29 protein-coding genes are annotated in these 26465 nt (G+C 68.6%); 9 read left to right on the forward strand and 20 right to left on the reverse strand.

Annotation, left to right across the window (positions count from 1 at the left end; translation table 11 throughout):
• Positions 1–3: 3 nt before the first annotated feature.
• Positions 4–438 (reverse strand): type II 3-dehydroquinate dehydratase, encoded by a 435-nt coding sequence (gene aroQ / locus IE266_RS07315; RefSeq protein ID WP_189679378.1) that lies wholly within the window; start codon positions 436–438, stop codon positions 4–6.
• 238 nt (positions 439–676) lie between these two features.
• Here aroQ and dctP point away from each other — a divergent pair, with 238 nt between their 5' ends.
• The 4 genes from dctP to IE266_RS07335 all read left to right on the forward strand — a co-directional run bounded on the left by dctP (position 677) and on the right by IE266_RS07335 (position 5171).
• On the forward strand, positions 677–1678 hold the full coding sequence (gene dctP, locus IE266_RS07320; protein WP_189679379.1) for a TRAP transporter substrate-binding protein DctP: 1002 nt from the start codon (positions 677–679) through the stop codon (positions 1676–1678).
• Between the two features lie 32 nt (positions 1679–1710).
• Positions 1711–2217: a TRAP transporter small permease gene (locus tag IE266_RS07325; protein WP_189679380.1), complete on the forward strand. Its 507-nt coding sequence runs from the start codon at positions 1711–1713 to the stop codon at positions 2215–2217.
• Positions 2214–3509 carry a TRAP transporter large permease gene (locus tag IE266_RS07330; RefSeq protein ID WP_189679381.1) on the forward strand — a complete coding sequence of 432 codons (1296 nt, stop codon included), beginning with the start codon at positions 2214–2216 and terminating at the stop codon, positions 3507–3509. The genes IE266_RS07325 and IE266_RS07330 overlap by 4 nt, the downstream gene beginning before the upstream one ends.
• 303 nt (positions 3510–3812) lie before the next feature.
• Complete coding sequence (locus tag IE266_RS07335) at positions 3813–5171, forward strand: MmgE/PrpD family protein (RefSeq protein ID WP_229863918.1); 1359 nt, start codon at positions 3813–3815, stop codon at positions 5169–5171.
• Here IE266_RS07335 and IE266_RS07340 read toward each other — a convergent pair.
• From IE266_RS07340 to IE266_RS07400, 14 genes are all read right to left on the reverse strand, one after another.
• Positions 5168–6202 (reverse strand): LLM class flavin-dependent oxidoreductase, encoded by a 1035-nt coding sequence (locus IE266_RS07340; protein ID WP_189679382.1) that lies wholly within the window; start codon positions 6200–6202, stop codon positions 5168–5170. The genes IE266_RS07335 and IE266_RS07340 overlap by 4 nt on opposite strands.
• A 3-nt stretch (positions 6203–6205) precedes the next feature.
• Complete coding sequence (locus IE266_RS07345) at positions 6206–7126, reverse strand: flavin reductase family protein (RefSeq protein WP_189679383.1); 921 nt, start codon at positions 7124–7126, stop codon at positions 6206–6208.
• The gene (locus IE266_RS07350) at positions 7123–7899 is read right to left on the reverse strand and encodes an alpha/beta fold hydrolase (RefSeq protein ID WP_189679384.1); all 777 of its coding nucleotides are present in this window, start codon (positions 7897–7899) and stop codon (positions 7123–7125) included. The genes IE266_RS07345 and IE266_RS07350 overlap by 4 nt, the downstream gene beginning before the upstream one ends.
• Positions 7871–8470, reverse strand: coding sequence for an amino acid synthesis family protein (locus tag IE266_RS07355; RefSeq protein WP_189679385.1), 600 nt, complete (start codon positions 8468–8470; stop codon positions 7871–7873). The genes IE266_RS07350 and IE266_RS07355 overlap by 29 nt, the downstream gene beginning before the upstream one ends.
• A 93-nt stretch (positions 8471–8563) precedes the next feature.
• Positions 8564–9436 (reverse strand): substrate-binding domain-containing protein, encoded by an 873-nt coding sequence (locus IE266_RS07360; RefSeq protein WP_189679386.1) that lies wholly within the window; start codon positions 9434–9436, stop codon positions 8564–8566.
• On the reverse strand, positions 9437–9562 hold the full coding sequence (locus IE266_RS27170) for a hypothetical protein (protein WP_268249747.1): 126 nt from the start codon (positions 9560–9562) through the stop codon (positions 9437–9439).
• Positions 9559–10833, reverse strand: coding sequence for a c-type cytochrome (locus IE266_RS07365; protein ID WP_189679387.1), 1275 nt, complete (start codon positions 10831–10833; stop codon positions 9559–9561). The genes IE266_RS27170 and IE266_RS07365 overlap by 4 nt, the downstream gene beginning before the upstream one ends.
• A gap of 3 nt (positions 10834–10836) precedes the next feature.
• Positions 10837–12093, reverse strand: a complete 1257-nt coding sequence (locus IE266_RS07370; protein WP_189679388.1) for a formate dehydrogenase subunit gamma — start codon at positions 12091–12093, stop codon at positions 10837–10839.
• A gap of 150 nt (positions 12094–12243) precedes the next feature.
• On the reverse strand, positions 12244–12837 hold the full coding sequence (gene fdh3B / locus IE266_RS07375; protein WP_189679389.1) for a formate dehydrogenase FDH3 subunit beta: 594 nt from the start codon (positions 12835–12837) through the stop codon (positions 12244–12246).
• A gap of 13 nt (positions 12838–12850) precedes the next feature.
• A complete protein-coding gene (locus tag IE266_RS07380) occupies positions 12851–15844 on the reverse strand; it encodes a formate dehydrogenase subunit alpha (protein ID WP_189679390.1) in 2994 nt (997 codons plus the stop codon).
• Positions 15845–15924: 80 nt separating this feature from the next.
• The gene (locus IE266_RS07385; RefSeq protein ID WP_189679391.1) at positions 15925–16116 is read right to left on the reverse strand and encodes a ubiquinol-cytochrome c reductase iron-sulfur subunit N-terminal domain-containing protein; all 192 of its coding nucleotides are present in this window, start codon (positions 16114–16116) and stop codon (positions 15925–15927) included.
• Positions 16117–16151: 35 nt separating this feature from the next.
• Complete coding sequence (locus IE266_RS07390; RefSeq protein WP_189679392.1) at positions 16152–16760, reverse strand: TorD/DmsD family molecular chaperone; 609 nt, start codon at positions 16758–16760, stop codon at positions 16152–16154.
• Positions 16757–17335 carry a DUF3306 domain-containing protein gene (locus IE266_RS07395; protein ID WP_189679393.1) on the reverse strand — a complete coding sequence of 193 codons (579 nt, stop codon included), beginning with the start codon at positions 17333–17335 and terminating at the stop codon, positions 16757–16759. Before IE266_RS07395 ends, IE266_RS07390 begins: the two co-directional genes overlap by 4 nt.
• On the reverse strand, positions 17332–17889 hold the full coding sequence (locus IE266_RS07400; RefSeq protein ID WP_229863919.1) for a DUF3305 domain-containing protein: 558 nt from the start codon (positions 17887–17889) through the stop codon (positions 17332–17334). The genes IE266_RS07395 and IE266_RS07400 overlap by 4 nt, the downstream gene beginning before the upstream one ends.
• Before the next feature lie 178 nt (positions 17890–18067).
• Between IE266_RS07400 and IE266_RS07405 the strand changes: the two genes are divergently transcribed.
• Entirely contained in the window at positions 18068–20020 is a 1953-nt protein-coding gene (locus tag IE266_RS07405; protein ID WP_189679394.1) for a 4Fe-4S binding protein, read from the forward strand.
• Here IE266_RS07405 and IE266_RS07410 read toward each other — a convergent pair.
• Positions 20014–20742 (reverse strand): hypothetical protein, encoded by a 729-nt coding sequence (locus tag IE266_RS07410; protein WP_189679395.1) that lies wholly within the window; start codon positions 20740–20742, stop codon positions 20014–20016. The genes IE266_RS07405 and IE266_RS07410 overlap by 7 nt on opposite strands.
• A gap of 64 nt (positions 20743–20806) precedes the next feature.
• Here IE266_RS07410 and IE266_RS07415 point away from each other — a divergent pair, with 64 nt between their 5' ends.
• The 4 genes from IE266_RS07415 to IE266_RS07430 are packed head-to-tail and all read left to right on the forward strand — an operon-like array spanning position 20807 to position 23240.
• On the forward strand, positions 20807–21001 hold the full coding sequence (locus IE266_RS07415) for a DUF6494 family protein (RefSeq protein ID WP_189679396.1): 195 nt from the start codon (positions 20807–20809) through the stop codon (positions 20999–21001).
• The gene (locus IE266_RS07420) at positions 21002–22063 is read left to right on the forward strand and encodes an Mrp/NBP35 family ATP-binding protein (protein WP_189679397.1); all 1062 of its coding nucleotides are present in this window, start codon (positions 21002–21004) and stop codon (positions 22061–22063) included.
• Entirely contained in the window at positions 22060–22764 is a 705-nt protein-coding gene (locus tag IE266_RS07425) for a biotin/lipoate--protein ligase family protein (RefSeq protein ID WP_189679398.1), read from the forward strand. The genes IE266_RS07420 and IE266_RS07425 overlap by 4 nt, the downstream gene beginning before the upstream one ends.
• On the forward strand, positions 22761–23240 hold the full coding sequence (locus IE266_RS07430; protein WP_189679399.1) for a DUF6505 family protein: 480 nt from the start codon (positions 22761–22763) through the stop codon (positions 23238–23240). The genes IE266_RS07425 and IE266_RS07430 overlap by 4 nt, the downstream gene beginning before the upstream one ends.
• A gap of 62 nt (positions 23241–23302) precedes the next feature.
• Here the strand turns inward: IE266_RS07430 and IE266_RS07435 are convergent, their stop codons facing one another.
• From IE266_RS07435 to IE266_RS07450, 4 genes are all read right to left on the reverse strand, one after another.
• A complete protein-coding gene (locus IE266_RS07435; RefSeq protein WP_189679400.1) occupies positions 23303–23731 on the reverse strand; it encodes a hypothetical protein in 429 nt (142 codons plus the stop codon).
• A complete protein-coding gene (locus IE266_RS07440) occupies positions 23695–24174 on the reverse strand; it encodes a hypothetical protein (protein ID WP_189679401.1) in 480 nt (159 codons plus the stop codon). The genes IE266_RS07435 and IE266_RS07440 overlap by 37 nt, the downstream gene beginning before the upstream one ends.
• 75 nt (positions 24175–24249) lie before the next feature.
• A complete protein-coding gene (locus IE266_RS07445; RefSeq protein WP_189679402.1) occupies positions 24250–24594 on the reverse strand; it encodes a DUF427 domain-containing protein in 345 nt (114 codons plus the stop codon).
• 34 nt (positions 24595–24628) lie between these two features.
• Positions 24629–26416, reverse strand: a complete 1788-nt coding sequence (locus IE266_RS07450) for an aminopeptidase P family protein (RefSeq protein WP_189679403.1) — start codon at positions 26414–26416, stop codon at positions 24629–24631.
• Positions 26417–26465 lie beyond the last annotated feature (49 nt).

The following is a 26465-nucleotide window of genomic DNA, read 5'->3' on the forward strand; positions in this document are numbered from 1 at the left end:
CGCCTAGTCCTTCGTCAGCTGCACCACCCGGCGCACCCCGGCGGCGTAGCCTTCAAGCCCCAGCCCGGCGATCACCCCGTCGGCCCGCATCGAGACATAGGAATGGTGGCGGAAGGCCTCGCGCTTGTGGACCTGGCTGATATGCACCTCGATCACCGGCCCCTCGAAGGTGTTCAGCGCGTCGAGCACAGCAACCGAGGTATGGGTCAGCGCGGCCGGATTGATGACGATGCCGCAGGCCTTCTCGCGCGCCTCGTGGATCCAGTCGACGATCTGGCCCTCCCAGTTCGACTGCAGCAGGCGGATCTGGTGGGCCTCGCCCGCCACCGACTGGCACAGCTTCTCGACATCCTCGAGCGTCTCGCGCCCGTAGATCTCGGGCTGGCGCTTGCCGAGCAGGTTCAGGTTGGGGCCGTTCAGGACATAGATCGTTTTCATCGGGGCTTTCTCTCTGCGCATTGGCCCGTCGCCGACGGGCTGGCGGTCGGCGCAGGGCACGGGGCCGCGCCGTCCGATGGTTCACTGTGATAGGGGGCCGCCGGAAAGCAGGGAAGGGGCAATTTCATTTCCGGGGAATTATCGGTTGCAGTTGTCTGGCCCCGGTATTTGTGGAACTCATTGCAGAATGGAGGACCTGCCGCAGGGAACGGCGGGTGACATATCGGGAGGAACTACCGTGACGACTTCGCTGACCCGCCGTGGCCTGCTGGCCGCGTCGGTGGCGCTGGCCCTTGGCCCCGCCGCCGCATTTGCCCAGGACAAGGTGCAGATCCGCCTTTCGGCCGTGCAGTCCGAGACCGACCAGCGCTCGGTCGCGCTGCTCGAGAAATTCGCGCCCGGCGTGGCCGATTTCGCCAATTTCGAAACCCATTGGAACGGCACCCTGTTCAAGCAGGGCACCGAGCTGGAAGCCATCGCGCGCGGCAACCTCGAAATGTCGATCACCTCGGCGCAGGAACTCGCGGTCTTCTTCCCCGAGTTCTCGATCTTCACCGCCGGCTACGTGCTGCAATCGGCCGACCACCAGGTGAAGGTCTTCAACGATCCGCTGTTCGACCCCTTCAAGCAAAAGGTCGAGGACGAGCTGGGCGTCAAGCTGCTGGCGCCGATGTATCTCGGCCGCCGCCAGGTCAACCTGCGCCAGTCGGCGGAAGAGAAGAAGGTGATGACCCCGGCAGATCTCGCCGGCGTGAATCTGCGGATGCCCGGCACCGACGCCTGGCAGTTCCTCGGCAAGGCGCTGGGCGCCAGTCCGACGCCGATGGCCTTCACCGAGGTCTATACCGCGCTGCAGACCGGCGCCGTCGACGGGCAGGACAACCCGCTGCCGACGGTGGTGGACGCCAAGTTCTACGAAGTCACCAAGCAGATCGTGCTGACCTCGCACCTGGTCGACTGGAACTTCATCGCCTTCTCGAAGAAGGTCTATGACAGCCTGACGCCCGAGCAGCAGGAAAAGCTGACCGCCGCCGCCTGGGCCGCTGCCGACATGGGCCGGGCCAACCAGCTCAAGAAGGAAGACGAGTTGGTCGCCTTCCTGAAGGACAAGGGACTGGAGATCTACGAGCCCGACCTCGCCGCCTTCCGCAGCACCGTGCAGAAGGCCTATCTCGACAGCGAATACGCCAAGAGCTGGCCGGAAGGGCTGCTCGAGAAGGTGAACGCGCTCGGCAACTGAGCTCTGGGCGCGCCTCGGGGGGAGGGGGAGCGATGCACAAACTCCTGCGCTGGGGCGCGACCGGGGCAGAAGGCGTGGCGGCGGCGATGCTCGCCGCCATGTTCGCCACCTTCCTGCTGCAGATCTTCTCTCGCTACGTGATGGTCCAGCCCTTCGGCTGGACCCTCGAACTCTGCCTCGTGCTGTGGATCTGGATCGTCTTCTTCGGCAATGCCTTCGTCGTGCGCGAGAGCGATCACGTCACTTTCGACATCCTCTATCTTGCGATGCCGCGCGGCATCCGCGCGATTTTTGCGCTGATCTCGGCGGGCTGCATCGTGGTGGCGCTGGGCTGGTCGTTCTGGCCCACCTGGGACTGGATCGACTTCCTGCGGATCAAGAAAAGCGCCACGCTCAAGGTGCCGATGCGCACGATCTATTCGATCTACGCGCTGTTCCTGATCGTCGTGGTGCTGCGCTATGCCTGGGTCTTCCTCGACGTGCTGCGGCGCGGGCCGCCTGACCGCGCGCACGAGCCGGGCCACGAGGCCGATCCGTGAGCGCGGCCTTCGCCACCTGCCTGGCCGTGCTCTTCGGGCTTGCCGCGCTGGGCACGCCGATCGGCTATGCCATCCTGGTGGGGGCCATCGCCTACCTGACCGTCTCGGGCCAGGACGTGGCGCTGGCGGGCGAGCAGATCCTGGCCGGGCTCTTCGACAGTTTCGTGCTGCTGGCGGTGCCGCTGTTCATCGTCGCGGCCAATATCATGAATGCGGGCACCATTTCCGAGCGGCTGCTGCAGTTCTGCGTTGCCACGGTGGGCCGGTTCCGCGGCGGGCTGGGCCATGTGAACGTGGTGGCCTCGCTGATCTTCTCGGGCATGTCCGGCTCGGCGGTGGCGGATGCGGCGGGGATCGGGCGGATCATCATCGAGATGATGACCAGGTCGGGCCAGTATACGCGGGGCTACGCGGCGGCGATCACCGCGGCCTCGGCGACCATCGGGCCGATCATCCCGCCCTCGATCCCGATGGTGCTCTACGCGCTGGTCTCGAACACCTCGATCGGCTTCCTGTTCCTGGGGGGCATCGTGCCGGGCCTGCTGATGGGCCTGGTGCTGATGGCGATGAATTCATGGATCTCGCACCGGCGCGGTTTTGCGATGGAGACGCCGGTGCCGCTGCGCGAGCTGCCCCGCCATACGGCGAATGCCTTCCCGGCGTTGCTGATGCCGGCGATCCTGCTCTACGGGATCTATGGCGGGGTCACCACCCCGACCGAGGCGGCGGCGGTGGCGGCGGCCTATGCGCTGGTGCTGGCGGGGCTGTTCTACCGGGCGCTTTCGCTGGGCGCGCTCTACCGGATCTTCGTCGAGAGCGCGCGCTCCTCGGCGGCGGTGGGGCTGGTGATCGGCGGGGCGCTGATCCTGAACTACGTGGTCGCGGCCGAGAATATCCCGAACCTGATCGCGGCGCGGCTGGTGGGGCTGGACGTGCCGCCGCTGGTCTTCCTGCTGGGCGTCAACCTGCTGTTCCTGCTGCTGGGCTGCGTGCTGGATGCGACGACCATTATCCTCGTCATCATCCCGCTGTTCCTGCCCACCACGCGCGAGCTGGGGATCGACCTCGTGCATTTCGGGGTGGTGGCGGTGGTGAACTGCATGATCGGGCTCATCACGCCGCCCTACGGGATCCTGCTCTTCGTCATCAACGCGGTGACGCGGATCCCGCTGAGCGAGATCATCCGTGAGACCTGGGGGTTCCTTGCGGTGCTGGTTCTGGCGCTGCTGGTGATGATCCTGGTGCCCGATACCGTGCTCTTCCTGCCGCGCCTGTTCGGCTATGCCGGATAGCGTCCCAGCTGGGACGCTTCCCAAGTTATTGAATTCACGATCACTTTCCCAAGTGACTTTCCGGGACACCACGGAGGGCCCGTTTTCCGTCGCGGAAAACGTCCGAAATCCTGCGAGGATTTCGGTTCCACCGGTCGAGGGGAGAGGCGTTTTCCGCGACGGAAAACGCCGCGAAATCCTCGCAGGATTTCGCTGCGTGCGGCAATTGACGGTTTCGGTGCTGTCCGGTGTCGCGAACGGCGCATTCAGCCGGGACCGGGCGCCGCTACTCTGGAGCGGACGAGTCGAGAGCCGGAGGGCGCAATGAAGGACATTTCCGGGACCGGGATGCTGGAGCGGGTGCAGGAGTTCGTGCTGGAGCGCAGCGCCGCCGGGATCCCCGAGGCGGTGCTGCGGCGGGCGGGATTCCTGCTGCTCGATACGCTGGGGATCTGCGCCGCCGCCTCGCCGATGGAGGCGGGACGGATCGGACGGCAGACCGCGGCGATGCTCTATGGCGCGGGCGCGCCCGAGATGGCGGCGCGGATGCTCTTCGACGGGCGGCAGGTGAGCCTCGCGGGCGCGGTCTTCGCGGCTGCGACGCAGCTCGACAACCTCGACGGGCATGACGGCTACAACCCGACCAAGGGCCATATCGGCGTGGTCACGGTGCCGACGCTGGCGGCGCTGGCCGAGGCGCGGCCCGAGCTGACGGGCCCCGAGGCGCTCGCGGCCCTGGTGGTCGGCTACGAGGTGGCCGGGCGCGCCGGGATCGCGCTGCACGCCACTGTCAGCGACTATCACACCTCCGGGGCCTGGAACGCGCTGGGCGTGGCGGCGATGGCGGCGCGGCTGCGCGGCCAGAGCCGGGCGCAGCTGCGCGAGGCGCTGGGCATCGCCGAATACCACGGCCCGCGCAGCCAGATGATGCGCGAGATCGCGACTCCGACCATGCTCCACGACGGCTCGGGCTGGGGCGCGCTGGCGGGCATGTCGGCGGCCCTGATGGCCGAGCAGGGCTTCACCGGCGCCCCCGCGATCACCATCGAGGCACCCGAGGCGGCGGCCTTCTGGCAGGACCTCGGCCAGTTCTGGCAGGTGGAGCAGCAGTATATCAAACCCTATCCGACCTGCCGCTGGGCCCATGCCGCCGTCGATGCAGTGCGCGAGCTTTGCAAGGCCAATGCCGCCAGCGCCGGGGATGTGGCCGAGGTGCGCATCCGCAGCTTCGACTATGCGCTTGCGCTCTGGCCGGGGATGCCCGAGACCACGTCCAAGGCGCAATACGCCCTGCCGTTCCCGGTGGCGGTGATGATCGTGCATGGGCGGATCGGGCTGGAACATGTCTCGGGCGCGGGGCTGTCGGACCCGGAGGTCGCGCGGCTGGTGGGGCGCACCCGGCTGATCCCCGAGCCGCGCCACGAGGCGCGCTACCCGGAAGGGCGCTGGGCCGATGTCGAGCTGGAACTGACCGACGGGCGCGTGCTGGCCTCGGGCGATACCCATGCGCGGGGCGGGCCGGAGCGGCCTTTCACCGAGGCCGATATCATCGACAAATACATGGAGTTCGCGACCCCGGCGCTGGGTGCGGCGCGGGCGTCAGGGCTGCGCGATGCGGTCCTCGGGCTGGCGGGCGGCGCCCCCTTCGCCGAGGTGGCGCGCCACCTCTACGCGCCACTCTAGCCAAAGGCCGGCATCACCTCGTCGATGAAGCGGGCGAGCGAGGCCCGCTTGCGCTCGATGCTCATGCCGCTGTCGATCCAGAGCGAGAATTCGTCATAGCCGAGGTCCTCGTAGGCCTTGATCCGGTCGATCACCTGCCGCGCCGTGCCGATGGTCAGGTCGCGCATCAGGTTTTCCGGCGCATAGAGCGGGTTGGCGGCGATCTCGGCCTCGGAAAGCGTCTCGATCAGCCCCTGCGACACCGGGCGCTTGTTCTGGAACCAGGCGCCGAAATAGGCGTAGTAGCGCGACAGTTCCCGCGCGGCGCGGTCGAGGTCGGCCTCGTCGGCGCCGACATAGGCGTGGTGCAGCAGCATTATCCTGGGGCGCGGGCCGGAATGGCTGGCGCAGGCGGCGTTGAAGCGGTCCATCAGCGAGCGGATCTCCTCCATGCCCATCCAGAGCGGCGTGACCTGGATGTTGAAACCGTTGTGCACGCCGAATTCGTGGCTGTTGGGATCGCGCGCGGCGATCCAGATCGGCGGTCCGCCGGGCTGCACGGGCTTGGGCGCGCTGGTGGTGGCGGGGAAGCTGTAGAACTCGCCCTCATGGGCGCAGTCGCCAGCCCAGAGCCGGCGCAGCAGGGGCGCGGATTCGCGCATCCTCTGGCCGGCCTGCCAGGGATCGAGGCCGGGCATCAGGCGTTCGTATTCATAGGAATAGGCGCCGCGCGCGATGCCGATCTCGATCCGCCCGCCGGTCATCAGGTCGGCGGCGGCCGCCTCGCCGGCGAGCTTGATCGGGTGCCAGAAGGGCGCGATCACCGTGCCGGTGCCCAGGCGCAGGTTCTTCGTGTGGTGGGCGATATCGACCAGCGACAGGAAGGGGTTTGGGGCGATGGTGAATTCCATGCCGTGGTGCTCGCCGGTCCAGACCGCGCGCATCCCGCCCTCGTCGGCCATGCGGCAGAGACCGAGGAAATCTTCGTAGAGCTTCTCGTGCGGTTCCTCGGGCGTCAGGCGTTCCATATGCGCGAAGAGCGAGAAGTCCATGTTTCAGGGCCTTTCCGGGTGGCTGTGGATGTCGCCCGCCTCGGTGTCGCCGAGGTAGAGCGTGAAGGCGCGGCTGGCGGCTTCCTCGGCGAAACGGGCGAGCATCCGGGCGGTGGCGGGCGTGGCGAAGCGGGCACCGGCGAGATCGGCGATCGGCACCGCATCAAATCCCGGCAGGGTGGGGCCGGGGGCGGCGGTGGCCAGCAGGTAGGCGTAATGGGTGCCGGACCGGGTGTCGTCGTAGACCGAGTAGACCTGACCGAGCCGGGCATCGAGGCCGCGGCGGGCGAGATCGGCGGCGAGGCTCTTGCGCAGCGCCGAATGGTCGGTCAGGCAGGTTTCCGGCAGGGCATAGCCCTTGGGCGTGGGTTCCAGCAGGACGGTGCCCTCGCGCTCGACAATCGCGCCGCAGATATTGGTGCGGGCAGGGTCGCGGGCCTCGCGTTCCAGCCCCAGCGAGAAATACTGCCCGCCGAGGTAGCCGAGGCCGGGGCGGTCGGACTGGCGCAGGGCGGTGACCTCGCCGATGAGGATGATGTGGTCGCCGGCCTCGACGCGGGCGTGGGTGGTGCAGGAGAACTGCGCCACCGCGCCGTCGATCAGCGGGATGCCCTGGGCGTCGGGGGTCCAGGGCGTGCGGGCGAAACGGTCGCCCTTGTAGCTGGCGAAGGTGTTGGAGATGCCTTCCTGCCCCTCGGCGAGGATGCTGACGGCAAAGCGGTCGCAGGCGGCGAAGACCGGGAAGGTCGAGAGGAACCGGCCGGGGCAGACCGAGAGCAGCGGCGGATCGAGCGAGACGGAGGAGAAGGAATTGGCGGTGAAGCCGGCCGGCTTGCCGTCGGCGTCGAGGCTGGTGACGATGGTGACCCCGGTCATGAAGCGCCCGAAGGCGCTGCGCAACTCGCGGGGGTCGGGGGCGGTCATGGCAGGCAGTCCGCGGCGAGGTCGAGCAGGGCGGCGTTGACCACATCGGGGTGGGTCATCGGCAGCATGTGCGCGGCGCCGGGCACCACCAGCGCCTGGCCCTGGGGCGCAAGCTCGGCCATGGCGCGGGACATGGCGGGGGTCGAGTTCGGCTCGGCCTCGCCGGTCATGAAGAGCGCCGGCACGGGGAGCGCGCGCAGGCTGGCGCTGGAGGGGCCGTCGGAGCGCGAGAAGACGGCATAGGCGGCGCGATAGCCCTCGGGGTCGTTGCCGCGCAACCAGCTCTCGCAGGCGGCGCGTTCGGGGGACATCGCTTCGCCGAACCAGCGTTTCAGGGTCGGCGTGGGGTCGGCGATGGTCTGGCCATCCAGCGCTTCGGCGCGGGCGCGCACGGCGGCGCGGGCGCTGTCCGAGCGGCGGAAGACCGAGTTGAGCGCGGCAATCCCGTCGACCATGTCAGGGTAGCGCCCGGCGAGGTCGAGCGCGATCAGCGCGCCCATGGAATGGCCGACGACCAGCCCCGGTTCGTCGAGCAGCCGGGCCACCGCGTCGGTATAGGCGCCGAGCCGTTCGACGCCGACGGCGGGACTGCCACCGTGCCCCGGCAGGTCGGGGGCGACCACGCGATAGCGTGCGCTCAGCGCGTCGATCTGCGCGTTCCAGGCTTCGGCGCGCAGGCCGACTCCGTGCAGCAGCAGCACCAGCGGGCCTTCGCCCGCCGTGATCGCCGCCAGTCCGCCGAGGTTACACCGCGGCCGGGTTGTCCAGGTCATGCCCGAGGTCCTTCAAGTCCTGATAGCGGTCGCCGATGCGGTGATGCGGGCGACCCGTGGTCGCCGCCCCCAGCGCGACGACGATCTCGTCGGCGCGGGGCGCATCCGGAATGGCGAACTGGATGGTGAGATAATGCGAGCGGCGGCCCGCGTCGTTCTTGTCCATCAACGGGATCATCACCGGCGCATTGGCCGGTCCGCGCGTGTTGGTGAACGAGAGATAGGATTTCGCCCCCACCGCCTGGCGGTAGAAATTGCCGAAGCGCAGCGTGTGGATCAGACCCGAGGCATGTTCCACCTCGCCGTCAAGCCCGACGACGGCGGCCTTGCCATAGGCCTCGATCGCCCCGCCGCCGCCGGCAAGCGATAGCATCCGGTTGGTCAGCAACTCGCCGAGCACCGGGCCATAGGCCATGATCTCGGGTTTCAGATCCTCGACATAGCGGCCGGCCCAGGGGTTTCGCACCACGGCAGCCACGGCGAACATGCGCCAAGGCGTGGCCGCCTTGCGAAAGCCTTCGACCAGGGTTTCCTCGTCATAGCTGACGATCTTGCGGATCTCGGGTTCCATCACTGCCTTGTTCGGAGCACCGGGCGGTGATCGCCCGTGTTACCGATAACTACCAAAGCGGCGCGCCCATTGACAGCCAATTAGCGACGTGGATCAGCCGGTTGCGCCGTTGTGATGAACCGTGCCGAGACCCGAGAGATCATAGCCGCCAAGCTCGGCCGCACGCACCGCGCAGGCGGGCGAGGCGAGGAAGGCCAGGAGCTTCTGCATCGGCGGATCGAACCAGGCGCGGCGCCAGACGGCGAGGTCGAAACGCTCTTCGACCAGCGGCACGAAGCCGAGGCCATAGAGCCCCGAAAGCGCACCGAGCCCAAAGCCGACCTCGGCCTTGGCGTCGTGCAGGGCGATGGCGAGTTCCTCTTCGGTACGGGCGCGGAGGGGAATCGCCTCGATATCCTCGCGGCCGAGACCGGCCTCGACCAGGCGGGCGTCGAATTCGCGCAGGCTGGCGGCGCTGTCCTGACGCAGCACCACGCGGCGGCCGCGCAGGTCGGCAAAGCTGGCGATGTCCTTGAGACCCGGCGCGAGCAGCAACCCGCGCTGTCGGCGGGCGATCTCGATCAGCACCACCGGTGCCTCGTGCACAGCGTCGCGCAGCGCATCGCGATTCCAGCCGTCGCACTCGCGGATGTGCAGCCCGGCGGCCAGCGCCTGGCGCCGCGCCAGCCGGGTCAGCCCGTCGAAGGAGCCGTCGTAGAAGCTGGCCAGCCCCGAGCGGCTTTCACGCAGCGCCCAGTCCAGCAGCGGGTCGTGGCTGCCCGCGATGATCGGGGGCAGGGGCTGTTCGGCCACCTGCGGACCCGAGCGCGAGGCCTTGAGCCAGGCCGAGATTTCGGCGCGGGGAAAGAGCAATTTGCCGACCGCGCGGACGCAGGGCACTTCGCCGTTGGAGGCGAGGTCATAGACCTTCCGTTCGCCGATCCGCAGCAGGTCGGCAAGTTCGCGGGTGGTGAGATATTCTGACACTTAGTCGAGCCGTACCGAGTCGCTGCTGGTGCGCTGGGCGGCCGAGAATCCGGCCTCGTGCAGGCCATAGAAGGCCGCGATCGAGATCACGGCAATTGCTGCAAATGCTGACAGCGCGGCTTTCATTTTGTTCCTCCCGGTGCGGTTGCCCGACGCAGGAAAGCGATCAGGTCTGCCCGGTCGCCGGCGTCGGTAATGCGCTGCATCGGCATCTTTGAACCTGGAATGAAATGATCTGGGCCGAGGTCGAACAGCGAATTGATGCTCGCTTCATTCCAGACGATGGGCGAGCCGTCAAGGATTTCGGAATACCTGTAGTCAGTAACGCTGCCCGCCTGCCTGCCAAACAGGCCATGCAGGGTAGGGCCGGCCCGGCGGCCGCTGTCGGGCGTCAGGCTGTGACAGATCGAGCATTTGCGGGCGAACTGGCGTTCGCCGTTCTCCATCTCCTCGGGTTTCTTCAGGAAGCTCGGTTGCGCGCCGGCCATGCGGTCGCCGTCCATCGCGGCCACCGGCCAGCTGTACATCGCCTCGTCCAGGCCGCCGGCATGGATGTTGAGGCCATCGGCGCTGAAGGCGAGGGCCCAGACCGGGCCGCGCAGGGTGGCGCGGAAGTCGGTGGCGATCTGCCAGCTCTGCGTGTCGATCATCATGATATAGCCCTCGCCGTCGCCCACCGCGAGGCGGCTGCCGTCGGGGCTGAGCGCAAGCGCGAGGATCGGGCGGCGTTCGAGGGTGAAGTCGGCGATCTCCCTGCCGGTCTCCGGGTCGACGATGCGGGTGACGCCATCGACCGCGCCATAGGCGAGCCAGCCCTCGGGCGAGAGCACCAGCTCGTTGACGCCAAAGCCGTGACGGACGATCTCGCGCAGCTCGGTGCCGGTGGCGGTGTCCCAGAGCCGGATGGTGCCATCGACCGAGGCCGAGTAGAGCCGCCCGTCGGGTGCGAAGGTCACGGCGTTGACGCCTTGGGCGTGGCCTTGCAGCAGGCGGCCGGGCGCGCCGTCGAGCGGCCAGAGACCGATGCTGCCGTCCCAGCTGGCCGAGGCGACAAGGCTGCGGTCGGGCGAGACGGCAAGCCCGAGGATCTTGCCCTGATGGCGCCCCAGCACGGTGCCGCCGGGCCAGAGCCGCAGGGTAAAGTCGTCGCCCGCCGAAACCAGCCTGTTGTCATCGACGAAGGCGACCGCGTTCACAGCCGCCTCGTGCCCGTCGAGCCACTGCGGCGCGGGGCCCTGCCAGAGGCCGACGGCATTGTCGAAACTGGCGGTGGCGATGCGGCCCGAGCGGGCGACGGCGATGCCCATGATCGGGCCACCGTGGCCCTTCAGCGTGAAGAAGTCCTGCGCCGTGGCGGGCGCGGAAAGAAGCAGTGCGGCAAGAAGGGCCGCCCGCATGGTCTATTCGGCAGGGCTGGCTTTGGCCGCGGCCGGTTCGCGCCCGGCGACCTCCTCGACCCAGAGGTCGTGGTGTTCACGCGCCCATTGCAACTCGACCTCGCCCGACCCCATCGCGTCGAAGGCGCCCTCCATGCCGATGGTGCCGATGTAGATATGGGCGAAGATGATGGCGAGGAAGACAAAGGCGATGATCGAATGCCAGAGCTGGGCGTATTGCATCTCTTCATGCGGGGCCATCACCTCGGGCAGGGGGGCATAGCCGAAGAGCTCGGGCAGGCCGAGGGCGTTGATGTGGCGGAAGGTGTCGGCGAACATCGGCATCTCGAAGGGGAAGAGCAACGACAGCCCCGAGGCCGAGATCGACACGCCCAGCAGCACGCAGGCCCAGAAGATGATCTTCTGCCCGGCGTTGAACTTCTTTGCGTGCGGGTGCGAGTGCTTCGAGAACAGCCCGCCGCCCTTGGCCAGCCACACAAGGTCAAGCCGGTTCGGGATGTTGTGCGCCACCCAGTTGATGACGACGATCACCAGGCCCAGCATGAAGGCCCAGGCGACGTTGTTGTGGATCCACTTCGATCCGATCGCCAGCGTCGAGAAGGCGTCATGGCCAAAGGCCGGGATCAGCAGCTTGCGCCCGAAGAGCGAGATCAGCCCGGTGGCGCCCAGCAGCAGGAAGCTGCCGGCAAAGAGCCAGTGGCCGAACCGCTCGAACCCCGAGAAGCGGGTGATGCGGATGCCGGTCTTGGGGCCCTCGATGCGGATGCGGCCGCGGATCAGGTAGAACAGCGCCAGCAGCGCCAGCATCCCGCCGAGCAGCCAGGCGCCGTATTCCGGCAGGATGGTGCGGCGGATGTCGAGCCACCACATGCCGCCGTCCTGGATCAGCACGCCCGAGGCGGGGCCGTTGTTGGAAACGGTGACATCGGCGGTGCCGTAGCGGATGGCGCGGAAGACCTCGGCATCCGAGGCGGCGCCGCGGGTGCCCAGCTGCCCGGCGATGGCGGCGGCGCTGTCGGGGTCGTTGGTGCCCTCGGTGCGGAAGGAGAGATCGACCTTCTCGCCGCGCTGGCGGCGCATGATGTCTTCGAGCGTGGTCGCCCCGCCGGTCGAGGGACGCGCGGCGACGGCGCCGTTCTCGGGCGGGCGCACGTTCATCATCGGGTCGGGGGAGAGCGGCGTCTCGCGGGTGGGGATGTCCTGGGCGACGCCCGGCAGGGCGGTGAACAGGATCAGGGCCAGGGCCAGGAATGCGCGCATCACTCTCTCCGGTCGGGTGACGGGGGGCCGTTTTCCGTCACGGAAAACGGCCGGAAAATTCCGAATTTTCCGGCCCGGAATTTTCGCGAAATTCCGGTTCTGCCGGAAGTCGGCAGAGCGGTTGCCCGCTCCGCCGCAAGGGTTCAGGGCTCAGCCGCCCTTCTGGTCGTAGGCAGTACCCCAGCCCCAGGCGCCCGAGCCGAAGCCGCGGGCCACCACGCGTTCGCGGTAGATCGCCGAGACCACGTCGCCGTCACCGGCAAGCAGCGCCTTGGTCGAGCACATCTCGGCGCAGATCGGCAGCTTGCCCTCGGCGATCCGGTTGCGGCCATACTTGGCGAACTCGGCGGTCGAGTTGTTCTCTTCCGGGCCGCCGTTGCAGAAGGTGCACTTGTCCATCTTGCCGCGCGACCCGAAGTTGCCCGCCTGCGGATACTGCGGCGCGCCGAAGGGGCAGGCGTAGAAGCAGTAGCCGCAGCCGATGCAGAGGTCCTTGGAATGCAGGACCACGCCCTCTTCGGTCTGGTAGAAGCAGTCCACCGGGCAGACCGCCATGCAGGGGGCGTCCGAGCAATGCATGCAGGCCACCGAGATCGAGCGTTCGCCCGGCTTGCCGTCATTGATCGTCACCACCTTGCGGCGGTTGATGCCCCAGGGAACCTCGTGCTCGTTCTTGCACGCGGTGACGCAGGCGTTGCACTCGATGCAGCGTTCGGCGTCCAAAAGAAACTTGGCTCTTGCCATCTGTCCGTCCTCCTTACGCTGCCCAGATCTTGCAGAGAGTCGCTTTCGTCTCCTGCATCTGGGTGACCGAGTCATAGCCGTAGGTCTGTGCCGTGTTCGTGCTTTCGCCGAGCACGATCGGATCGGCGCCTTCGGGATACTTGCTGCGCTGATCGACCCCCTCGAAGTGACCGCCGAAGTGGAAGGGCATGAAGGCCACGCCGCTGGCGACACGTTCGGTCACCATCGCCATCACCTTGACCTTGCCGCCTTCCGGGCCTTCCACCCAGACCTGCGACCGATCCCGCACGCCGAGGTTGTTGGCATCGCGCGGGTTGATCTCGATGAACATGTCCTGCTGCAGCTCGGCCAGCCAGGGGTTGGACCGGGTCTCGTCGCCGCCGCCCTCGTATTCGACCAGGCGGCCGGAGGTGAGGATGATCGGGTAGTCGTTCGAGAAGTCCTTGTCCTGGATGGTCTTGTAGAGCGTCGGCACCCGCCAGAACTTCTTGTCGGCATAGGTCGGGTAATCCGCCACCAGGTCGCGCCGGTTGGTGTAGAGCGGTTCGCGGTGCAGCGGCACCGGGTCGGGGAAGGTCCAGACCACCGCGCGGGCCTTGGCGTTGCCATAGGGCGCGCAGCCATGCTTGATCGCCACCCGCTGGATGCCGCCCGACAGGTCGGTCTTCCAGTTGATGCCGCCGACCTGCTTGGCATAGTCCGAAGGCCGCTCGCCGGTCTGCGAGGTCTCGCCGACCTCGGCCTTGCCGTCGCCGGCATTCTGCGGGGCCTGGTAGCCGGCCACCTTCTCGATGCTGGCGCGTTCCTCGTCGGTCAGGTCGCCGTCCCAGCCGAGGTCGATCAGCATCTGCATGGTGAACTCGGGGTAGCCGTCCTGGATCTCGGACCCGACGGGGTAGACCCCTTCGGCGAGCAGGTTGTCGCCCTTGTATTCCACGCCGTAGCGGGCGCGGAAGCCCATGCCGCCCTGTGCCACCGGGATCGACATGTCATAGAGGTTGGCCGAGCCCGGGTGGTTCATCTCGGGTGTGCCCCAGCAGGGCCAGGGCATCCCGTAGAAATCGCCATCGGCCGGGCCGCCCACGGCGCGCAGCGTGGTGCGGTCGAAGGTGTGCTGGTTCTCCATGTGCAGCTTGAGCCGCTCCGGCGACTGGCCGGTATAGCCGATGGTCCACATGCCGCGGTTGAACTCGCGGGTGATGTCCTCGACGTTGGGCTCGTCCCCGTCCATCTTGATGTTGCGGAACATCCGGTCGTCGAAACCGAACTTCTTGGCGAACATCGCGATGATGGTGTGGTCCGGCTTGCTCTCGAACAGCGGCTCGACGATCTTGTCGCGCCATTGCAGCGAGCGGTTGGAGGCGGTCACCGAGCCACGGGTCTCGAACTGGGTCGAGGCCGGGAGCAGGTAGACGCCATCGGTGCGGTCGTGCAGCACCGCCGAGACGGTCGGGTAGGGGTCGACCACGACGAGAAGGTCGAGCTTCTCCATCGCCGTCTTCATTTCCTTCATCCGGGTCTGCGAGTTGGGCGCGTGGCCCCAGAGCACCATGGCCTTGGTGTTGTCCGGCTGGTCCAGGTTCTCGCGCGCTTCCAGAACGCCGTCGATCCAGCGGCTGACCGGGATCCCGGTCTCTTCCATCATCAGGCGGTCCTTGCCGTCCTTGCCGGCGCCGGCCATCACCGAGAAGCGGCCCTTGAGCCAGTCGAGGTCCTCTTCCCAGACACGGGCCCAATGCGCCCAGGATCCTGCCGCGAGGCCGTAGTAGCCGGGCAGGGTGTCGGCCAGAACGCCGAGGTCGGTTGCGCCCTGCACGTTGTCATGGCCGCGGAAGATGTTGGTGCCGCCACCGGCGGTGCCCATGTTGCCAAGCGCCAGCTGCAGGATGCAATAGGCGCGGGTGTTGTTGTTGCCGTTGGTGTGCTGGGTGCCGCCCATGCACCAGATCACGGTGCCGGGGCGGTTGTTGGCGAGCGTCATCGCCACCCGCTTGAGCTGGCTGCCCGGCGCGCCGGTGACGCGCTCGACCTCTTCGGGCGTCCACTTCTTCACCTCTTCCCGGATCTGGTCCATGCCCCAGACGCGGGTGCGGATGAACTCCTTGTCCTCCCAGCCGTTCTCGAAGATGTGCCACAGGATGCCCCAGACCAGGGCGACGTCCGAACCGGGGCGGAAGCGGACGTATTCGTCGGCATGGGCCGCGGTGCGGGTGAAGCGCGGGTCGCAGACGATCAGCGGCGCGTTGTTCTCTTCCTTGGCCTTCAGCACGTGCAGCAGCGAGACGGGATGCGCCTCGGCCGGGTTGCCGCCGATGATGAAGATGGCCTTGGAATTGTGGATGTCGTTGTAGGAGTTGGTCATGGCGCCGTAGCCCCATGTGTTCGCAACGCCCGCAACGGTGGTCGAGTGGCAGATCCGCGCCTGGTGGTCGACGTTGTTGGTGCCCCAGTAGGCGGCGAACTTGCGGAACAGGTAGGCCTGTTCGTTGGAATGCTTGGCCGAGCCGAGCCAGTAGACCGAATCCGGGCCGCTGGTGTCGCGGATCTTCAGCATCTGGTCGCCGATCTCGTTGATCGCGTCCTCCCAGCTGATCTTCTTCCAGACGCCGCCTTCCTTCTTCATCGGATACTTCAGCCGGCGCTCGCCGTGGGCGTGCTCGCGCACCGAGGCGCCCTTGGCGCAATGGGCGCCCAGGTTGAAGGGGCTGTCCCAGCCGGGTTCCTGGCCGGTCCAGACGCCGTTCTGCACTTCGGCGATGACGGTGCAGCCGACCGAGCAGTGGGTGCAGACCGACTTGACGTTCTTAACCGCCGCCGTCGCCGCCGATTGCGCCGAGGCGCGCGTCACCGTGCCGCCGGTTGCCGCGATGGCCGCGAGGCCACCGATGGCAAGGCCCGAGCCGCGCAGGAAGGCGCGGCGGTCGACCGTGGTTTCGCTGACTTGGGACAGGATGCTGGTGCGTTGCGGGAGCCGTGTCGTCGTCCCGCTGGTCTTTCTCCGGAGCATGTTTCTAATCCTCCCGTGCTGGCCGGATGCGCCGGCTCGCTTGGTGTTCTGGGGCCTGGGCTGGCGCCCGGCGTGGCGTGTCAGAAGCGGGCGCTGTCGTAATAGGCGCGCGTGTGGGCGGTGTCCTGGATGCGGTTTTGATCCTCCGGTGCGGCCGCTGCCTGCGCCTCGCTCCCCGAAAGCGCAACGGCGGCGACTGCCGCCGGCGCGGCGGTTCCGGCCATCTTCAGGAAATCGCGCCGGCTGGCGCCTTGGTCGCTGGATTTGCTCATTACCTGGCTCCTCTCCTATCCTGTTGGTGCGGCGGTCAGCCTGCCGCCAGCTTGAATGCGTCTTTCTCGATCGTCATGAATATGCGCCCCACCGCCCCTACCGAGGCGTAGAGCACCGAGTTCTTCGCGCCTTCGAGGTCGGCGAAGAAATGCGGCGCCCAGGGGCCGATGTGCCGGTTCCAGAAGGCGCGCTGACCGGCCAGCGCCACCGGCGCGCCGAAGCGGCCGACGATCATGCCGGCCATCATCTCCATCAGCGAGGCGATGTTGTCCTCGGGTTCATAGACATTGGGCGCCCGGGTGATGCCCTGCGCCGCCATGTCGGCGCGCAGCTGCGCCAGCGGCTTTTCGTTCAGGAAGCCGGTCAGGTAGTAGCTGGCATAGGGCAAAAGCTCGCCTCGGCCGAGGCCGATGAAAAGCGCGTTGAACTCGCGTTCGGCGGCCTGGGGTTTCGTGACCTTCGCCACCCGCGCCAGCCCGTCGATGGCCTGGCCCAGCGCGCTCTCGTCGCCGGCGAGGCCGGCGGCCTGGTCGAGCAGGATCTGTTCCGGCGGGGCCGAAAGCAGCACGCCGAGGAAGTTGTAGAGATCCGCGCGCAGGCGGTCCTCCTCGGCGATGGCGGTGTCGCGGGCGGTCTGGGTCATGCGCTTCCCTCCGGTGCGGCGAAGGCAAAGCGCATCCGGCGCGGCGCGCGGGGCAGGGCCTCTTCTGGTTCGGCCTCGGGTTCGGGCAGCTGCGGTTCCGCCGCGGCCTCTGCCTCGGTCAGCGGAAGCGGCGCGTCCTCGGCCACTTCGGCCTCCGGTTCCTCCAGCGCGGCCTCGGCCTGCCGGGCGAGTTCCTTCACATGGGCCAGCAGGCCCTTGCCGACCTGGTAGGTCGTGCTCACCGGGCCGGTCGCCACCTGGGTATAGTCGTCGTCATAGTCGTTCAGCCCGTCGAGGTTGGCCAGCACCGGGTTCAGCGTCCAGAGCTTGCGCAGGGCGCGGCGGCGGATCCGTTCCGGCACGGCGCGGGCCATGTAGCGCACGATGTCGTCGCCGGGTTCGAGCCTGTCCGGGTCGGGCAGGTCGAGCTCGGCAAGGATCTCCTCGTCGGTTTTTTCCGCTAGCGCGGCCTGTTCGGACGCCAGCGCCTGTTCGGCCAGGGCGCGGCGGTCGGCCTCGGCCTCGGCCTCTACCGCGGCACGGCGTCGGGACCAGAAATCGCGCGGTGCATTCATGGCGTCACCCGGCGCGGCGCGCGATAGACGTCGCTGTCCTGGCGAATCCGCAGGTCGCCCCGCCCGTCCTCGACCCGGTCGGTAAGCGTACCGTTGCGGCGGCGCTTGACGAAGGGTTCCTCGACGTGATGCGCCTCGGTGAACTCGTGCATCCAGGCGACGAGGCCCGGCGGCATCGCCACCTTCTCGACCAGTTCCTCGCCACTGTCGGCATAGTCCTGCGCCTCGTAGGGCGAGGCGGTGGCCAGCAGAACCCGCAGCGGCATGTCGCCGTCGGGTTCGTTGCGGATGATGACGTAGACCGAGGGCGGATTGTCGGCGAGATTGACGTGGTAGGCCTCGGTATCGGTGGCCCAGAGCGTCAGCGGAACGGTGGCGGCATGATAGTCGGTGGTGTCGCCGTCGCGCCGCAGTTCCTTCCAGTCGGCGGGGCCGGCGCCGGGAAGAACGGCAACCGCCTGCCAGTACCATTTTGCCCAGCGGGTCACACCCGGCGTGCGGCGAAGCACGATGCCGAGTGGGATTTGCACATGGATTGTGCCGCTCGCGGTCAAGAATGATCTCCCCAGACGGGCTATTCCGCCCTGCTTATTGATGATTTATGCGGCAATCTTTTCCTCCGGCCAAGTCAAAATACAGTTAACCGCTCAGATTTTCTGACCAGTTCGGGCTGGAACTCGGCGAGATCGGCGCGCTAGGGTCCGAGTCGGCGAGATGCGGGAGAGGACATCGATGACCAGGCGGCTGATTCTGTGCGACTGCGGTGGATCGCAAGCGGTTGATCCCGAGCGCATTGCGGCTGCGGCCGGGGTGGCCTGCTCGAAGGTCCACGGCGCGCTCTGCACCCGCGAGGTGGAGCGCGCGGCCGAGGCGATGGCCGGGGGCGATGTGGTGATCGCCTGCCAGCAGGAACGCGCGCTGTTCACGGCACTGGCCGAGCAGGTGGGCGCCGAGGTTCCCGGTTTCGTCGACCTGCGCGACCGCGCGGGCTGGGCCGACGGGAGCGACGCAACGCCCAAGATGGCGGCGCTGGCAGCCGAGGCGCTGCTGCCGGCGCAACTCGTGCGGGCGGTGGATGTGGTGAGCGAGGGCGTCTGCCTGATCGCCGGGCCGGGCGCGGCGACGCTGCCGCTGGCCGAGCAACTGGCCGGCGTGCTGGCGGTGACGGTGCTGCTGACCGATGGGGCCGAGGTGCCGGCGCGGCGCGATTTCGACGTGGTGGCGGGGCGGCTGAAACGCGTCACGGGCGCGCTGGGCGGCTTCGAGGTGACGATCGACGCGCTGCGGCAGGTGGTGCCGGTGGGGCGCGGTGCCTTCGAACTGTCCGAGCCGCGCGATGGCGGGGTGTCCACCTGTGATATCCTGATCGACGTGACCGGCGGCATGGCCTTCGTACCCGCCCCGGACAAGCGCGAAGGCTATCTGAGGGCCGATCCCAAGGATGCGCTGGCGCTGGCGCGGCTGGCCTTCGAGGCGGCGCAGATGGTCGGCACCTTCGAGAAGCCGCTTTACGTGCGGCTGGAAGAGACGCTCTGCGCCCATTCGCGGGCCGAACAGGTCGGCTGCACCCGCTGTCTCGACGCCTGCCCGACCGGGGCAATCACCCCGGCGGGCGAGCATGTCGCCATCGACCCGATGATCTGCGCCGGCTGCGGCGCCTGCGCGGCGCTCTGCCCCTCGACCGCGATCACCGCCGAGGATCCGGCGCTGGCGGGGCTGGTGAAGCGGATGCAGGTGCTGGCTAAGACCTTTGTGGCGGCAGGCGGTCAGGCGCCGCGGCTGCTGGTCCATACCGCGCATGGGGCCGAGATGATCCGCCTGGCCGCGCGCTTTGGCCGGGGGCTGCCGGCGGATGTGATCCCGCTGGAGCTGCGGGTGGTCTCGGGCTTTGGCCATGCCGAAATGCTGGCGGCGCTGGCGCTGGGCTTTGCCTCGGTCACGGTGCTGCTCTCACCCGAGACCGAGCGTGACGCGCTGGACCGCGAACTGGCGCTGGCCTCGGCGATTGCCGGGCCGGGGAAGGTGGCGCTGCTCGATGTGGTTGACCCCGACCAGATGAGCGATGCGCTCTACGGGGCAGAGGCGGCAGAGGCGCTCGCCGCGCCGGTGCTGGTGCTGGGCAACCGGCGGCAGGCGGCGCGGATGGCGGCCAAGGCGCTGAACCCGGCACCCGAAGCGCCCATCGCGCTGCCCGAAGGCGCGCCCTATGGCGCGGTGCTGGTCAATACCGACGCCTGCACGCTGTGCCTCTCCTGCGTGTCGCTCTGCCCCTCGGGCGCGCTGATGGACAACCCCGACATGCCGCAGCTGCGCTTCCAGGAGGACGCCTGCCTGCAATGCGGCATCTGCCGCACGATCTGCCCCGAGAAGGCGATCACGCTGGAGCCGCGCCTCGACCTGTCGGACGCGGCGCTGCGCCAGCAGGTGCTGCACGAGGAAGAGCCCTTCGCCTGCGTCGAATGCGGTGCGCTCTTCGGGGTGAAATCGACGGTCGAGCGGATCATGGAGAAGCTCGCGGGCAAGCACGCGATGTTCGCCACCTCCTCGGCGGCGCGGATGATCCAGATGTGCGACAACTGCCGCATCCAGGCGCAGTATCACAGCGAGAACAACCCGTTCAAAGGCCCGGACCGCCCGGCGCCGCGCACCACGGATGACTACCTCAGCAAGCGGCGGGATCACTGAAGTTGCAGCGGCGCGCCCAGATCGGCGGCGGCGATGGCCGCCACGAAGGCCAGGATCGCCTCGACGTCCTCGAGCTCCAGCTCGACGGGCACGATGGGCGAGGGCCGGGTGATGTCGAAGGGCTCGGTAATGCCGGCGATCTGGGTGAAGGCGGCATGGGGCGCGCGGACATAGAAGGTCTGAAAGCGCTCGTCCCAGTCTGGCAGGCTGCGCAGCACCGGGAAGGAAGGCGTCGAGCCGATGCCCTTGTTGCGGTCATGCGCGCCGATGACATGGCAGCGCCCGCATTCGGCCTGCGAGAGTTCCGCGCCGCGCCGCGCGTCGCCGGTGATCTCGATCGCGGCGGCTTCCTCGGGCGGGGCGAGGTCGGCGGTGAAGGGGTTCGCGCCGTCCTTCACGAAGCTGGCGACGGTGCGCCTGCCGATGTCGGAGGTGAGCCAGTCGAGGAAGCGCGCCGCGCGCGGGTCGTCGCCGGGGCGCAGGTGCCAGGTCGCCCCCGCGCCGGCAAAGACCGGCGTGCCGGGCGCGGTCTCGGCCAGCACCATCGGCCCCGCCGGGTCGGGCGTCACGCGGATGCCGGTCTTCAGCGAGAAGCGGGGCAGCAGGTATTGCAGCAGGCCACTCTCGGCCACCGCCGCGGGCGCGGCGAGGCCCAGGGCCTCCTGCGCGGCGATGGGGCTGGCACTCGCCAGCAGGCTCAGGCACAACAGGATCATCCGCATGGATCGACCCTAGGCGGCGCGGGGCTGCCGCGTCAATGATCGGGTCAGGCGAAGGAGAACGGACATGAGCGACGATTTCAACATGTCGATGCGCAAGTTCCTCAAGCAGGTCGGCGTCACCAGCCAGCAGGCCATCGAGGAAGGCCTGCGCAAGAAGGGCGCGAAGGCCGGAGAGAGCTATGAGGCCAAGGTGGTGCTGACGGTCGATGGGCTTGACGTGCATCACACGGTTACCGGAACGATCAAGGGGGCCGAATAAGTGGCCACGCGCGACGCGGTTCTTGCGGAACTGAAACAGATCAAAGACCCGGTGAGCGGGAGCGACATCGTCACGGCCGGCATCGTCCGGGCGCTGACGGTCGAGGACGGCATGGTGCGGTTCGTGCTCGAGATCGACCCGGCCAAGGCGCAGTTGATGGAGCCGGTGCGGGCCGAGGCGGAAGCCCGGGTCAAGGCGCTGGGGGTCGAGAAGGTCTCGGCCATGATGACCGCGCATTCCTCCAAGGCGCCGCCGGACCTGAAGGCGGCGAAGAAGCCCGCCGCGCCGCAGGGGCCGCAGCCGGTGCCAGGCGTCGACCGCATTCTGGCGGTGGCGAGCGGCAAGGGCGGCGTCGGCAAGTCGACGGTCTCGGCCAATCTCGCCGTGGCGCTGGCCGCCGAGGGGCGGCGCGTCGGGCTGCTCGACGCCGATGTCTACGGGCCGTCGCAGCCGCGGATGCTGGGCGTCTCGGGGCGGCCGGCCTCGCCGGATGGCAAGACCATCCTGCCGCTGCGCAACCACGGCGTCACCATGATGTCGCTGGGCCTGATGACCAACGAGGACCAGGCAGTGGTCTGGCGCGGGCCGATGCTGATGGGCGCGCTGCAGCAGATGATGAACCAGGTGCAATGGGGCGCGCTCGACGTGCTGGTGATCGATCTGCCGCCGGGCACGGGCGACGTGCAGCTTACGCTGACGCAGAAGTTCCAGGTCGAAGGGGCGATCATCGTCAGCACCCCGCAGGACGTGGCGCTGCTGGACGCGCGCAAGGCGATCGACATGTTCCGCCAGATGAAGACGCCGATCCTGGGCATGATCGAGAACATGAGCACGCATATCTGCTCGAACTGCGGGCATGAGGAGCATGTCTTCGGCCATGGCGGCGTTGCCGCCGAGGCGAAGAAGCTGGGCGTGCCGCTGCTGGCCGAGATCCCGCTGCACCTCGACATCCGCGTTGCCGCCGACAGCGGCGCGCCGATTGTCGCCACACAGCCCGACAGCCCTCAGGCAGCGGGCTTCCGCAAGGTGGCTCAGGCGCTGGTGGCCCAAGGGCTGGCATGAGCGAACCGCAGTTCCCGCCTTTGCTGACCGGGCTGGATGCAGAGGGGCGCGACCCCTTTGCACTGGCCTGCGAGATGGCCGAGGCGGGCTGCGATGGGGGCACCCTGGTGCATTCGGTGAGGGCCGACCGCCTGCAGGCGGCGGTGATCTTTGCCCCCGAGGTGCCCCTGGCCGAGGCCGCGGCGGTGCTGGTGGTCTGCGGCGTCGGCCTGCAGAACGCGCTGGGTGCGCTGGCCCCGCCCGAGGTGGCGGTGCACCTGGAATGGGACGGCGGCATCCGGGTCAACGGCGGCGCCTGCGGGCGGCTCTCGCTGGCCGGCAACACCCGCGACCCAGAGGCGGTGCCGGGCTGGCTCGTGGTGGGGCTGGACCTTACACTGATCCGCCTCGCCGAGGCACCGGGAGAGACGCCGGACGTGACCTCGCTCTATGACGAGGGCTGCGCCGAGGTCGATCCGGTGGGGCTGCTCGAGGCCTATGCGCGGCACATGCTGGTCTGGCTGAACCGATGGGACGACGAGGGCAACCGGCCGCTACACGCCGAATGGTCGGGGCTGGCCTGGGGGCTGAACGGGGCGGCCGGGGTCGCGGGGCGCAGCGGGGTCTTCATCGGCACCGACGAGCGTTTCGGGATGCTGCTGCGGGATGGTGAAACAACGCATCTGGTGCCGCTGTCGGCGCTGGTGGAGGAGGGACCATGAACCTGGCGCGGGCGATCCATTTCGACGAGAGCGACATGAACGTCTTCCACTCTCCGGCGCGGACCGGGGAATGGTGCATCTCGGGCGGGTTCGAGTTCTCGAACTTCACCGAAGCCGACCTGGAGGGTAAGGCGCGGCAGGCGTTCAGCAACGGCTGGCTGGGGGTCGAGACCTTCGGGCGCGTGACCTTCGTGGCGGTGACCCGGATCGAGGAGGCCGAGCTGGCGGCGCTGGAGACCGCGCTGGCCGAGCATTTCGTGGCGGTCTACGGCGCCCCCTCGCTGGCGGCGGCGCTGGGCGTCGCGCGCGAGGAGATCGCCCATATGGCCGAGCTCTGCGAGGGGCAGGCGGCGAACACGCTGCTGACCGTGGCGCGCGAACTGACCGAGGACGGGGTGCGCGAGAGCTATCGCACCATCGCGCCCGGCGCGGCGAATATCGAACAATTCGCGGTGCATGGCTCGCTCGACGAATAGGGACTTGGCCGGCGCTGTTCCGGCTTGCGCCCGAAGACGCCCCGCCCGCCGTCCCGTGATCTTCAGTCCCTGACGCAATAGGTGAGGCCCGAAGGTGGCTGGCCACCCTCGAAGCGGTGCCAGTGGTCGGGGCAGGGCTGTCCGTCGGACCGGGGCGTGAAGGCGACCACGGCGCGATGCGCGGGCACGGCGCTTGCGGTGGCGAGCTTGACGGTCAGGGCATCCAGCCTTTCGTTCACCGGCCCCAGCAAGCGGGACGGGTCCAGCGCGGCAAGGCGGCGTTCGAGCTGGTCGAGGTGGGCTTCGGCCTGGGCAAGCCTTGCGCGGGTTGCGCTCAGTTCGGCATCCAGGCGCGAGACGCAGTCGAAGGCGCGGTAGGCGTCCTGCGGGCGGGCCGGGTCGAGCGCGGCGCAGCTCGGTGCTTCCTGCGCCTGGGCGAGGGAGGCGAGCGCGATCAGGAGCGCCGCAACAGGTCGAACCGCTTGTGGCATTCGATGATCTCCAGGAAGGCGCCCTCGGCGCGGGCGAGGCAATCGGCGTGGCTGCCGCGCAGCAGCCGGACGACCGCGGGCGTGGTGGCGAGCAGGGCGAGAAGGGAAAGGGCGGCGGCCCGCGCGACGGACGAGCGTCTGGCCGGGGCGGGGACGGGCGGCGCGGGCAGTTCCCAGAGCGCGGCGTCGCCTGCGCCGTCTACCGCGCGGGCGCCCATCCCGGTGAGGACGGCCTCCAGCGCAGCGGGATCGTCATCGAAGACCCCGAGCCGCCGGCGGATCACGCCGAAGCTGCGGCGTCGCGCCGGGAAAGCCGGGTCGTCGAAGAGGGCGGCAAGCTGCGCCTCGACCGCCGCGCGGAAGGCGGCCGCCCGCTTCCGCTTGTCGGAGGCGGTCTCGGCATCGAGCAGGTCCTTGCGCAGCTTCGACAGGTCGGAGGGCATCGCTCGCGCCCCAGGTGCAGCCAGAGGATGCGGCCCAGTATGCCGCCGCCGTCCGCATCGGGCAACAGGCGGGCGTCAGATGCGTTCGACCGTGACCTTGTCGCCGGTGTAGAAGGCGAGGTGGCCCTTGATCGGGGCCATCGCCTCGAACGGGTCTTCATAGCTCCAGGCGGCGTTTTCGAGCGTCGAGGAGGGGCTGACGATGGAATAGTAGCTGGCGTCGCCCTTGTGCGGGCAATGGCTGGTCTTGGCCGTCTTGTCGAGGAAGGCCATCGCGATATCGCCTCGCGGGAAATAGATCACCGGGGCATAATCGCCTTCGAGCAGCTCGAGCGCATTGGCGGTTTCGGCCAGCACCGCCCCGCCCGAGCGCACGGTCCAGATGCCCGGCGCCTTCCTGATCGTGATGTGGTCGGCCATCTTCGCTCCCTTGGTTTTGTGTCTTGGCGGCAGACTACAGCGGAGCGGTGGCCGCTTCCAACCAGCTTCTTGCAGACGGAGTGACGCGGGGGCCGATCTTTTCGGCCACCTCGGCGTGATAGGCGTCGAGCCAGGCGCGCTCGGCCGCGCTCAGCATCGCGGTCACGATCAGTCGGCGGTCGATGGGCACGAAGGTCAGCGTGCGCCAGTTCAGGAAGCGCCGCTCGGCATCGCCGCCGGGCAGGGCGTCGGCCTCCTGCACCACCAGCAGGTTCTCGATGCGGATACCGAAGGCGCCCTCGCGGTAGTAGCCGGGTTCGTTCGACAGGATCATGCCGGGTTCCAGCGGCACCGGGCTGAGGCGCGAGAGGCGCTGCGGCCCCTCGTGAACGCTGAGATAGGCGCCGACGCCGTGGCCGAGGCCGTGGTTGAAATCCTGCCCCGCAAGCCAGAGCGGCATCCGCCCGATCGCCTCGATATCGCGCCCGGCAAGGCCCTTGGGCCAGCGCAGGCGCGAGATGGCGATCATCCCCTGCAACACGCGGGTGAAGGCGGCGCGCTCTTCCTCGCCGGGCGGGCCGATGGGGATGGTGCGGGTGATGTCGGTGGTGCCGTCGAGATACTGGCCGCCCGAGTCGAGCACCAGCAGCTGGCCGGATTCGAGCAGCAGGTCGGTCTCCTCGGTCACGCGGTAGTGGATCACCGCGCCGTTGGGGCCGGTGCCTGCGATGGTGTCGAAGCTGATCTCCTGCAGGGCATTGTCGCGGCGGCGGGCGTTTTCCAGCCGGGTGACAACCTGGGTCTCGGTGATGGTGCCGGGCGCCTGGGCATCGAGCCAGGCGAGGAATTCGACCATCGCCGCGCCGTCGCGCAGGTGGGCCTCGGCGGTGCCGGCGATCTCGGCAGCGTTCTTGCGGGCCTTGGGCAGGGCGCAGGGATCGTCGCCATGAACGGCATGGGCCCCCAGCGCATCGGCCACCGCCTGCGGCGCGCTGGACTTGTCGATGCGGATGCGACCCTCGCGGTCAGCAAGATCGGCCAGGAAGGCCTCGGGCGCATGGAGGCGCACCTGCGGGCCGAGATGGTCGCGCACCTCGGACAGCTTCCCGGCCTCGATGTAGAGATCGACCGTGGCATCGGCGTTCAGCAGGGCAAAGCACTGGGCCAGCGGGTTGCGGGCGATGTCCGAGCCGCGGATGTTCAGCAACCACATGACCGAGTCGGGCTGGGTCAGCACGGCGGCGTCATCCCCGGCGGCCTTGAGCGTCCTGGCAAGGCGGGCGCATTTCTCTGCCACCGCCTCGCCCGCGAACTCGAGCGGATGCGCCTTGACCGGGTTCATCGGGCGCGGCGGGCGGTCGGGCCAGATGCGGTCGACCAGGTTGTCGCTGCGCACCATCCTGATGCCCTCGGCCTCCAGCGCCGCCCATTTCTCCACTTCGGCCACGGTATGCAGCCAGGGATCGAAACCGACGCGCCCGCCCTTGGGCAATTGCGCGCGCAGCCAGTCGACAAGTTGGGTCTCGGGCCAGTCGACGGGCGTGAAGACGGGTGCGACCTGGGCCTTGACCTGGGTGCGATAGCGGCCGTCGACAAAGACCCCGGCCACGTCCGTCAGCACCGCGCAGAAACCGGCCGAGCCGGTGAAGCCGGTGAGCCAGGCAAGGCGGGCATCGCAATCGGCGACATATTCGCCCTGGTGCGCATCGGCGCGGGGCACCAGGAAGCCGTCGAGCCCCTCGGCGGCCAGTTCGGCGCGCAGGGCGGCGAGGCGGGGCGGGCCTTGCTCGGGGCGGGCGGTCACCTCGAAGGTCTGGAACATGCGGGTCTCCAATCTTGCTGGCCCGAGAGAACGCGCAACGCCGGGGGGA

The sequence above is a fragment of the Seohaeicola zhoushanensis genome, assembly GCF_014656415.1.
GTDB classification, from domain to species: Bacteria; Pseudomonadota; Alphaproteobacteria; order Rhodobacterales; family Rhodobacteraceae; genus Seohaeicola_A; species Seohaeicola_A zhoushanensis.

Excerpts from the sequence above, each read along its gene's own strand:
- aroQ (WP_189679378.1), bottom strand. The coding sequence starts at position 438 with ATGAAAACGATCTATGTCCTGAACGGCCCCAACCTGAACCTGCTCGGC.
- IE266_RS07325 (WP_189679380.1), top strand. The coding sequence starts at position 1,711 with ATGCACAAACTCCTGCGCTGGGGCGCGACCGGGGCAGAAGGCGTGGCG.
- IE266_RS07335 (WP_229863918.1), top strand. The coding sequence starts at position 3,813 with ATGAAGGACATTTCCGGGACCGGGATGCTGGAGCGGGTGCAGGAGTTC.
- IE266_RS07340 (WP_189679382.1), bottom strand. The coding sequence starts at position 6,202 with ATGGACTTCTCGCTCTTCGCGCATATGGAACGCCTGACGCCCGAGGAA.
- IE266_RS07345 (WP_189679383.1), bottom strand. The coding sequence starts at position 7,126 with ATGACCGCCCCCGACCCCCGCGAGTTGCGCAGCGCCTTCGGGCGCTTC.
- IE266_RS07350 (WP_189679384.1), bottom strand. The coding sequence starts at position 7,899 with ATGACCTGGACAACCCGGCCGCGGTGTAACCTCGGCGGACTGGCGGCG.
- IE266_RS07355 (WP_189679385.1), bottom strand. The coding sequence starts at position 8,470 with ATGGAACCCGAGATCCGCAAGATCGTCAGCTATGACGAGGAAACCCTG.
- IE266_RS27170 (WP_268249747.1), bottom strand. The coding sequence starts at position 9,562 with ATGAAAGCCGCGCTGTCAGCATTTGCAGCAATTGCCGTGATCTCGATC.
- IE266_RS07365 (WP_189679387.1), bottom strand. The coding sequence starts at position 10,833 with ATGCGGGCGGCCCTTCTTGCCGCACTGCTTCTTTCCGCGCCCGCCACG.
- IE266_RS07370 (WP_189679388.1), bottom strand. The coding sequence starts at position 12,093 with ATGCGCGCATTCCTGGCCCTGGCCCTGATCCTGTTCACCGCCCTGCCG.
- fdh3B (WP_189679389.1), bottom strand. The coding sequence starts at position 12,837 with ATGGCAAGAGCCAAGTTTCTTTTGGACGCCGAACGCTGCATCGAGTGC.
- IE266_RS07380 (WP_189679390.1), bottom strand. The coding sequence starts at position 15,844 with ATGCTCCGGAGAAAGACCAGCGGGACGACGACACGGCTCCCGCAACGC.
- IE266_RS07385 (WP_189679391.1), bottom strand. The coding sequence starts at position 16,116 with ATGAGCAAATCCAGCGACCAAGGCGCCAGCCGGCGCGATTTCCTGAAG.
- IE266_RS07390 (WP_189679392.1), bottom strand. The coding sequence starts at position 16,760 with ATGACCCAGACCGCCCGCGACACCGCCATCGCCGAGGAGGACCGCCTG.
- IE266_RS07395 (WP_189679393.1), bottom strand. The coding sequence starts at position 17,335 with ATGAATGCACCGCGCGATTTCTGGTCCCGACGCCGTGCCGCGGTAGAG.
- IE266_RS07405 (WP_189679394.1), top strand. The coding sequence starts at position 18,068 with ATGACCAGGCGGCTGATTCTGTGCGACTGCGGTGGATCGCAAGCGGTT.
- IE266_RS07410 (WP_189679395.1), bottom strand. The coding sequence starts at position 20,742 with ATGCGGATGATCCTGTTGTGCCTGAGCCTGCTGGCGAGTGCCAGCCCC.
- IE266_RS07415 (WP_189679396.1), top strand. The coding sequence starts at position 20,807 with ATGAGCGACGATTTCAACATGTCGATGCGCAAGTTCCTCAAGCAGGTC.
- IE266_RS07425 (WP_189679398.1), top strand. The coding sequence starts at position 22,060 with ATGAGCGAACCGCAGTTCCCGCCTTTGCTGACCGGGCTGGATGCAGAG.
- IE266_RS07430 (WP_189679399.1), top strand. The coding sequence starts at position 22,761 with ATGAACCTGGCGCGGGCGATCCATTTCGACGAGAGCGACATGAACGTC.
- IE266_RS07435 (WP_189679400.1), bottom strand. The coding sequence starts at position 23,731 with ATGCCACAAGCGGTTCGACCTGTTGCGGCGCTCCTGATCGCGCTCGCC.
- IE266_RS07440 (WP_189679401.1), bottom strand. The coding sequence starts at position 24,174 with ATGCCCTCCGACCTGTCGAAGCTGCGCAAGGACCTGCTCGATGCCGAG.
- IE266_RS07445 (WP_189679402.1), bottom strand. The coding sequence starts at position 24,594 with ATGGCCGACCACATCACGATCAGGAAGGCGCCGGGCATCTGGACCGTG.
- IE266_RS07450 (WP_189679403.1), bottom strand. The coding sequence starts at position 26,416 with ATGTTCCAGACCTTCGAGGTGACCGCCCGCCCCGAGCAAGGCCCGCCC.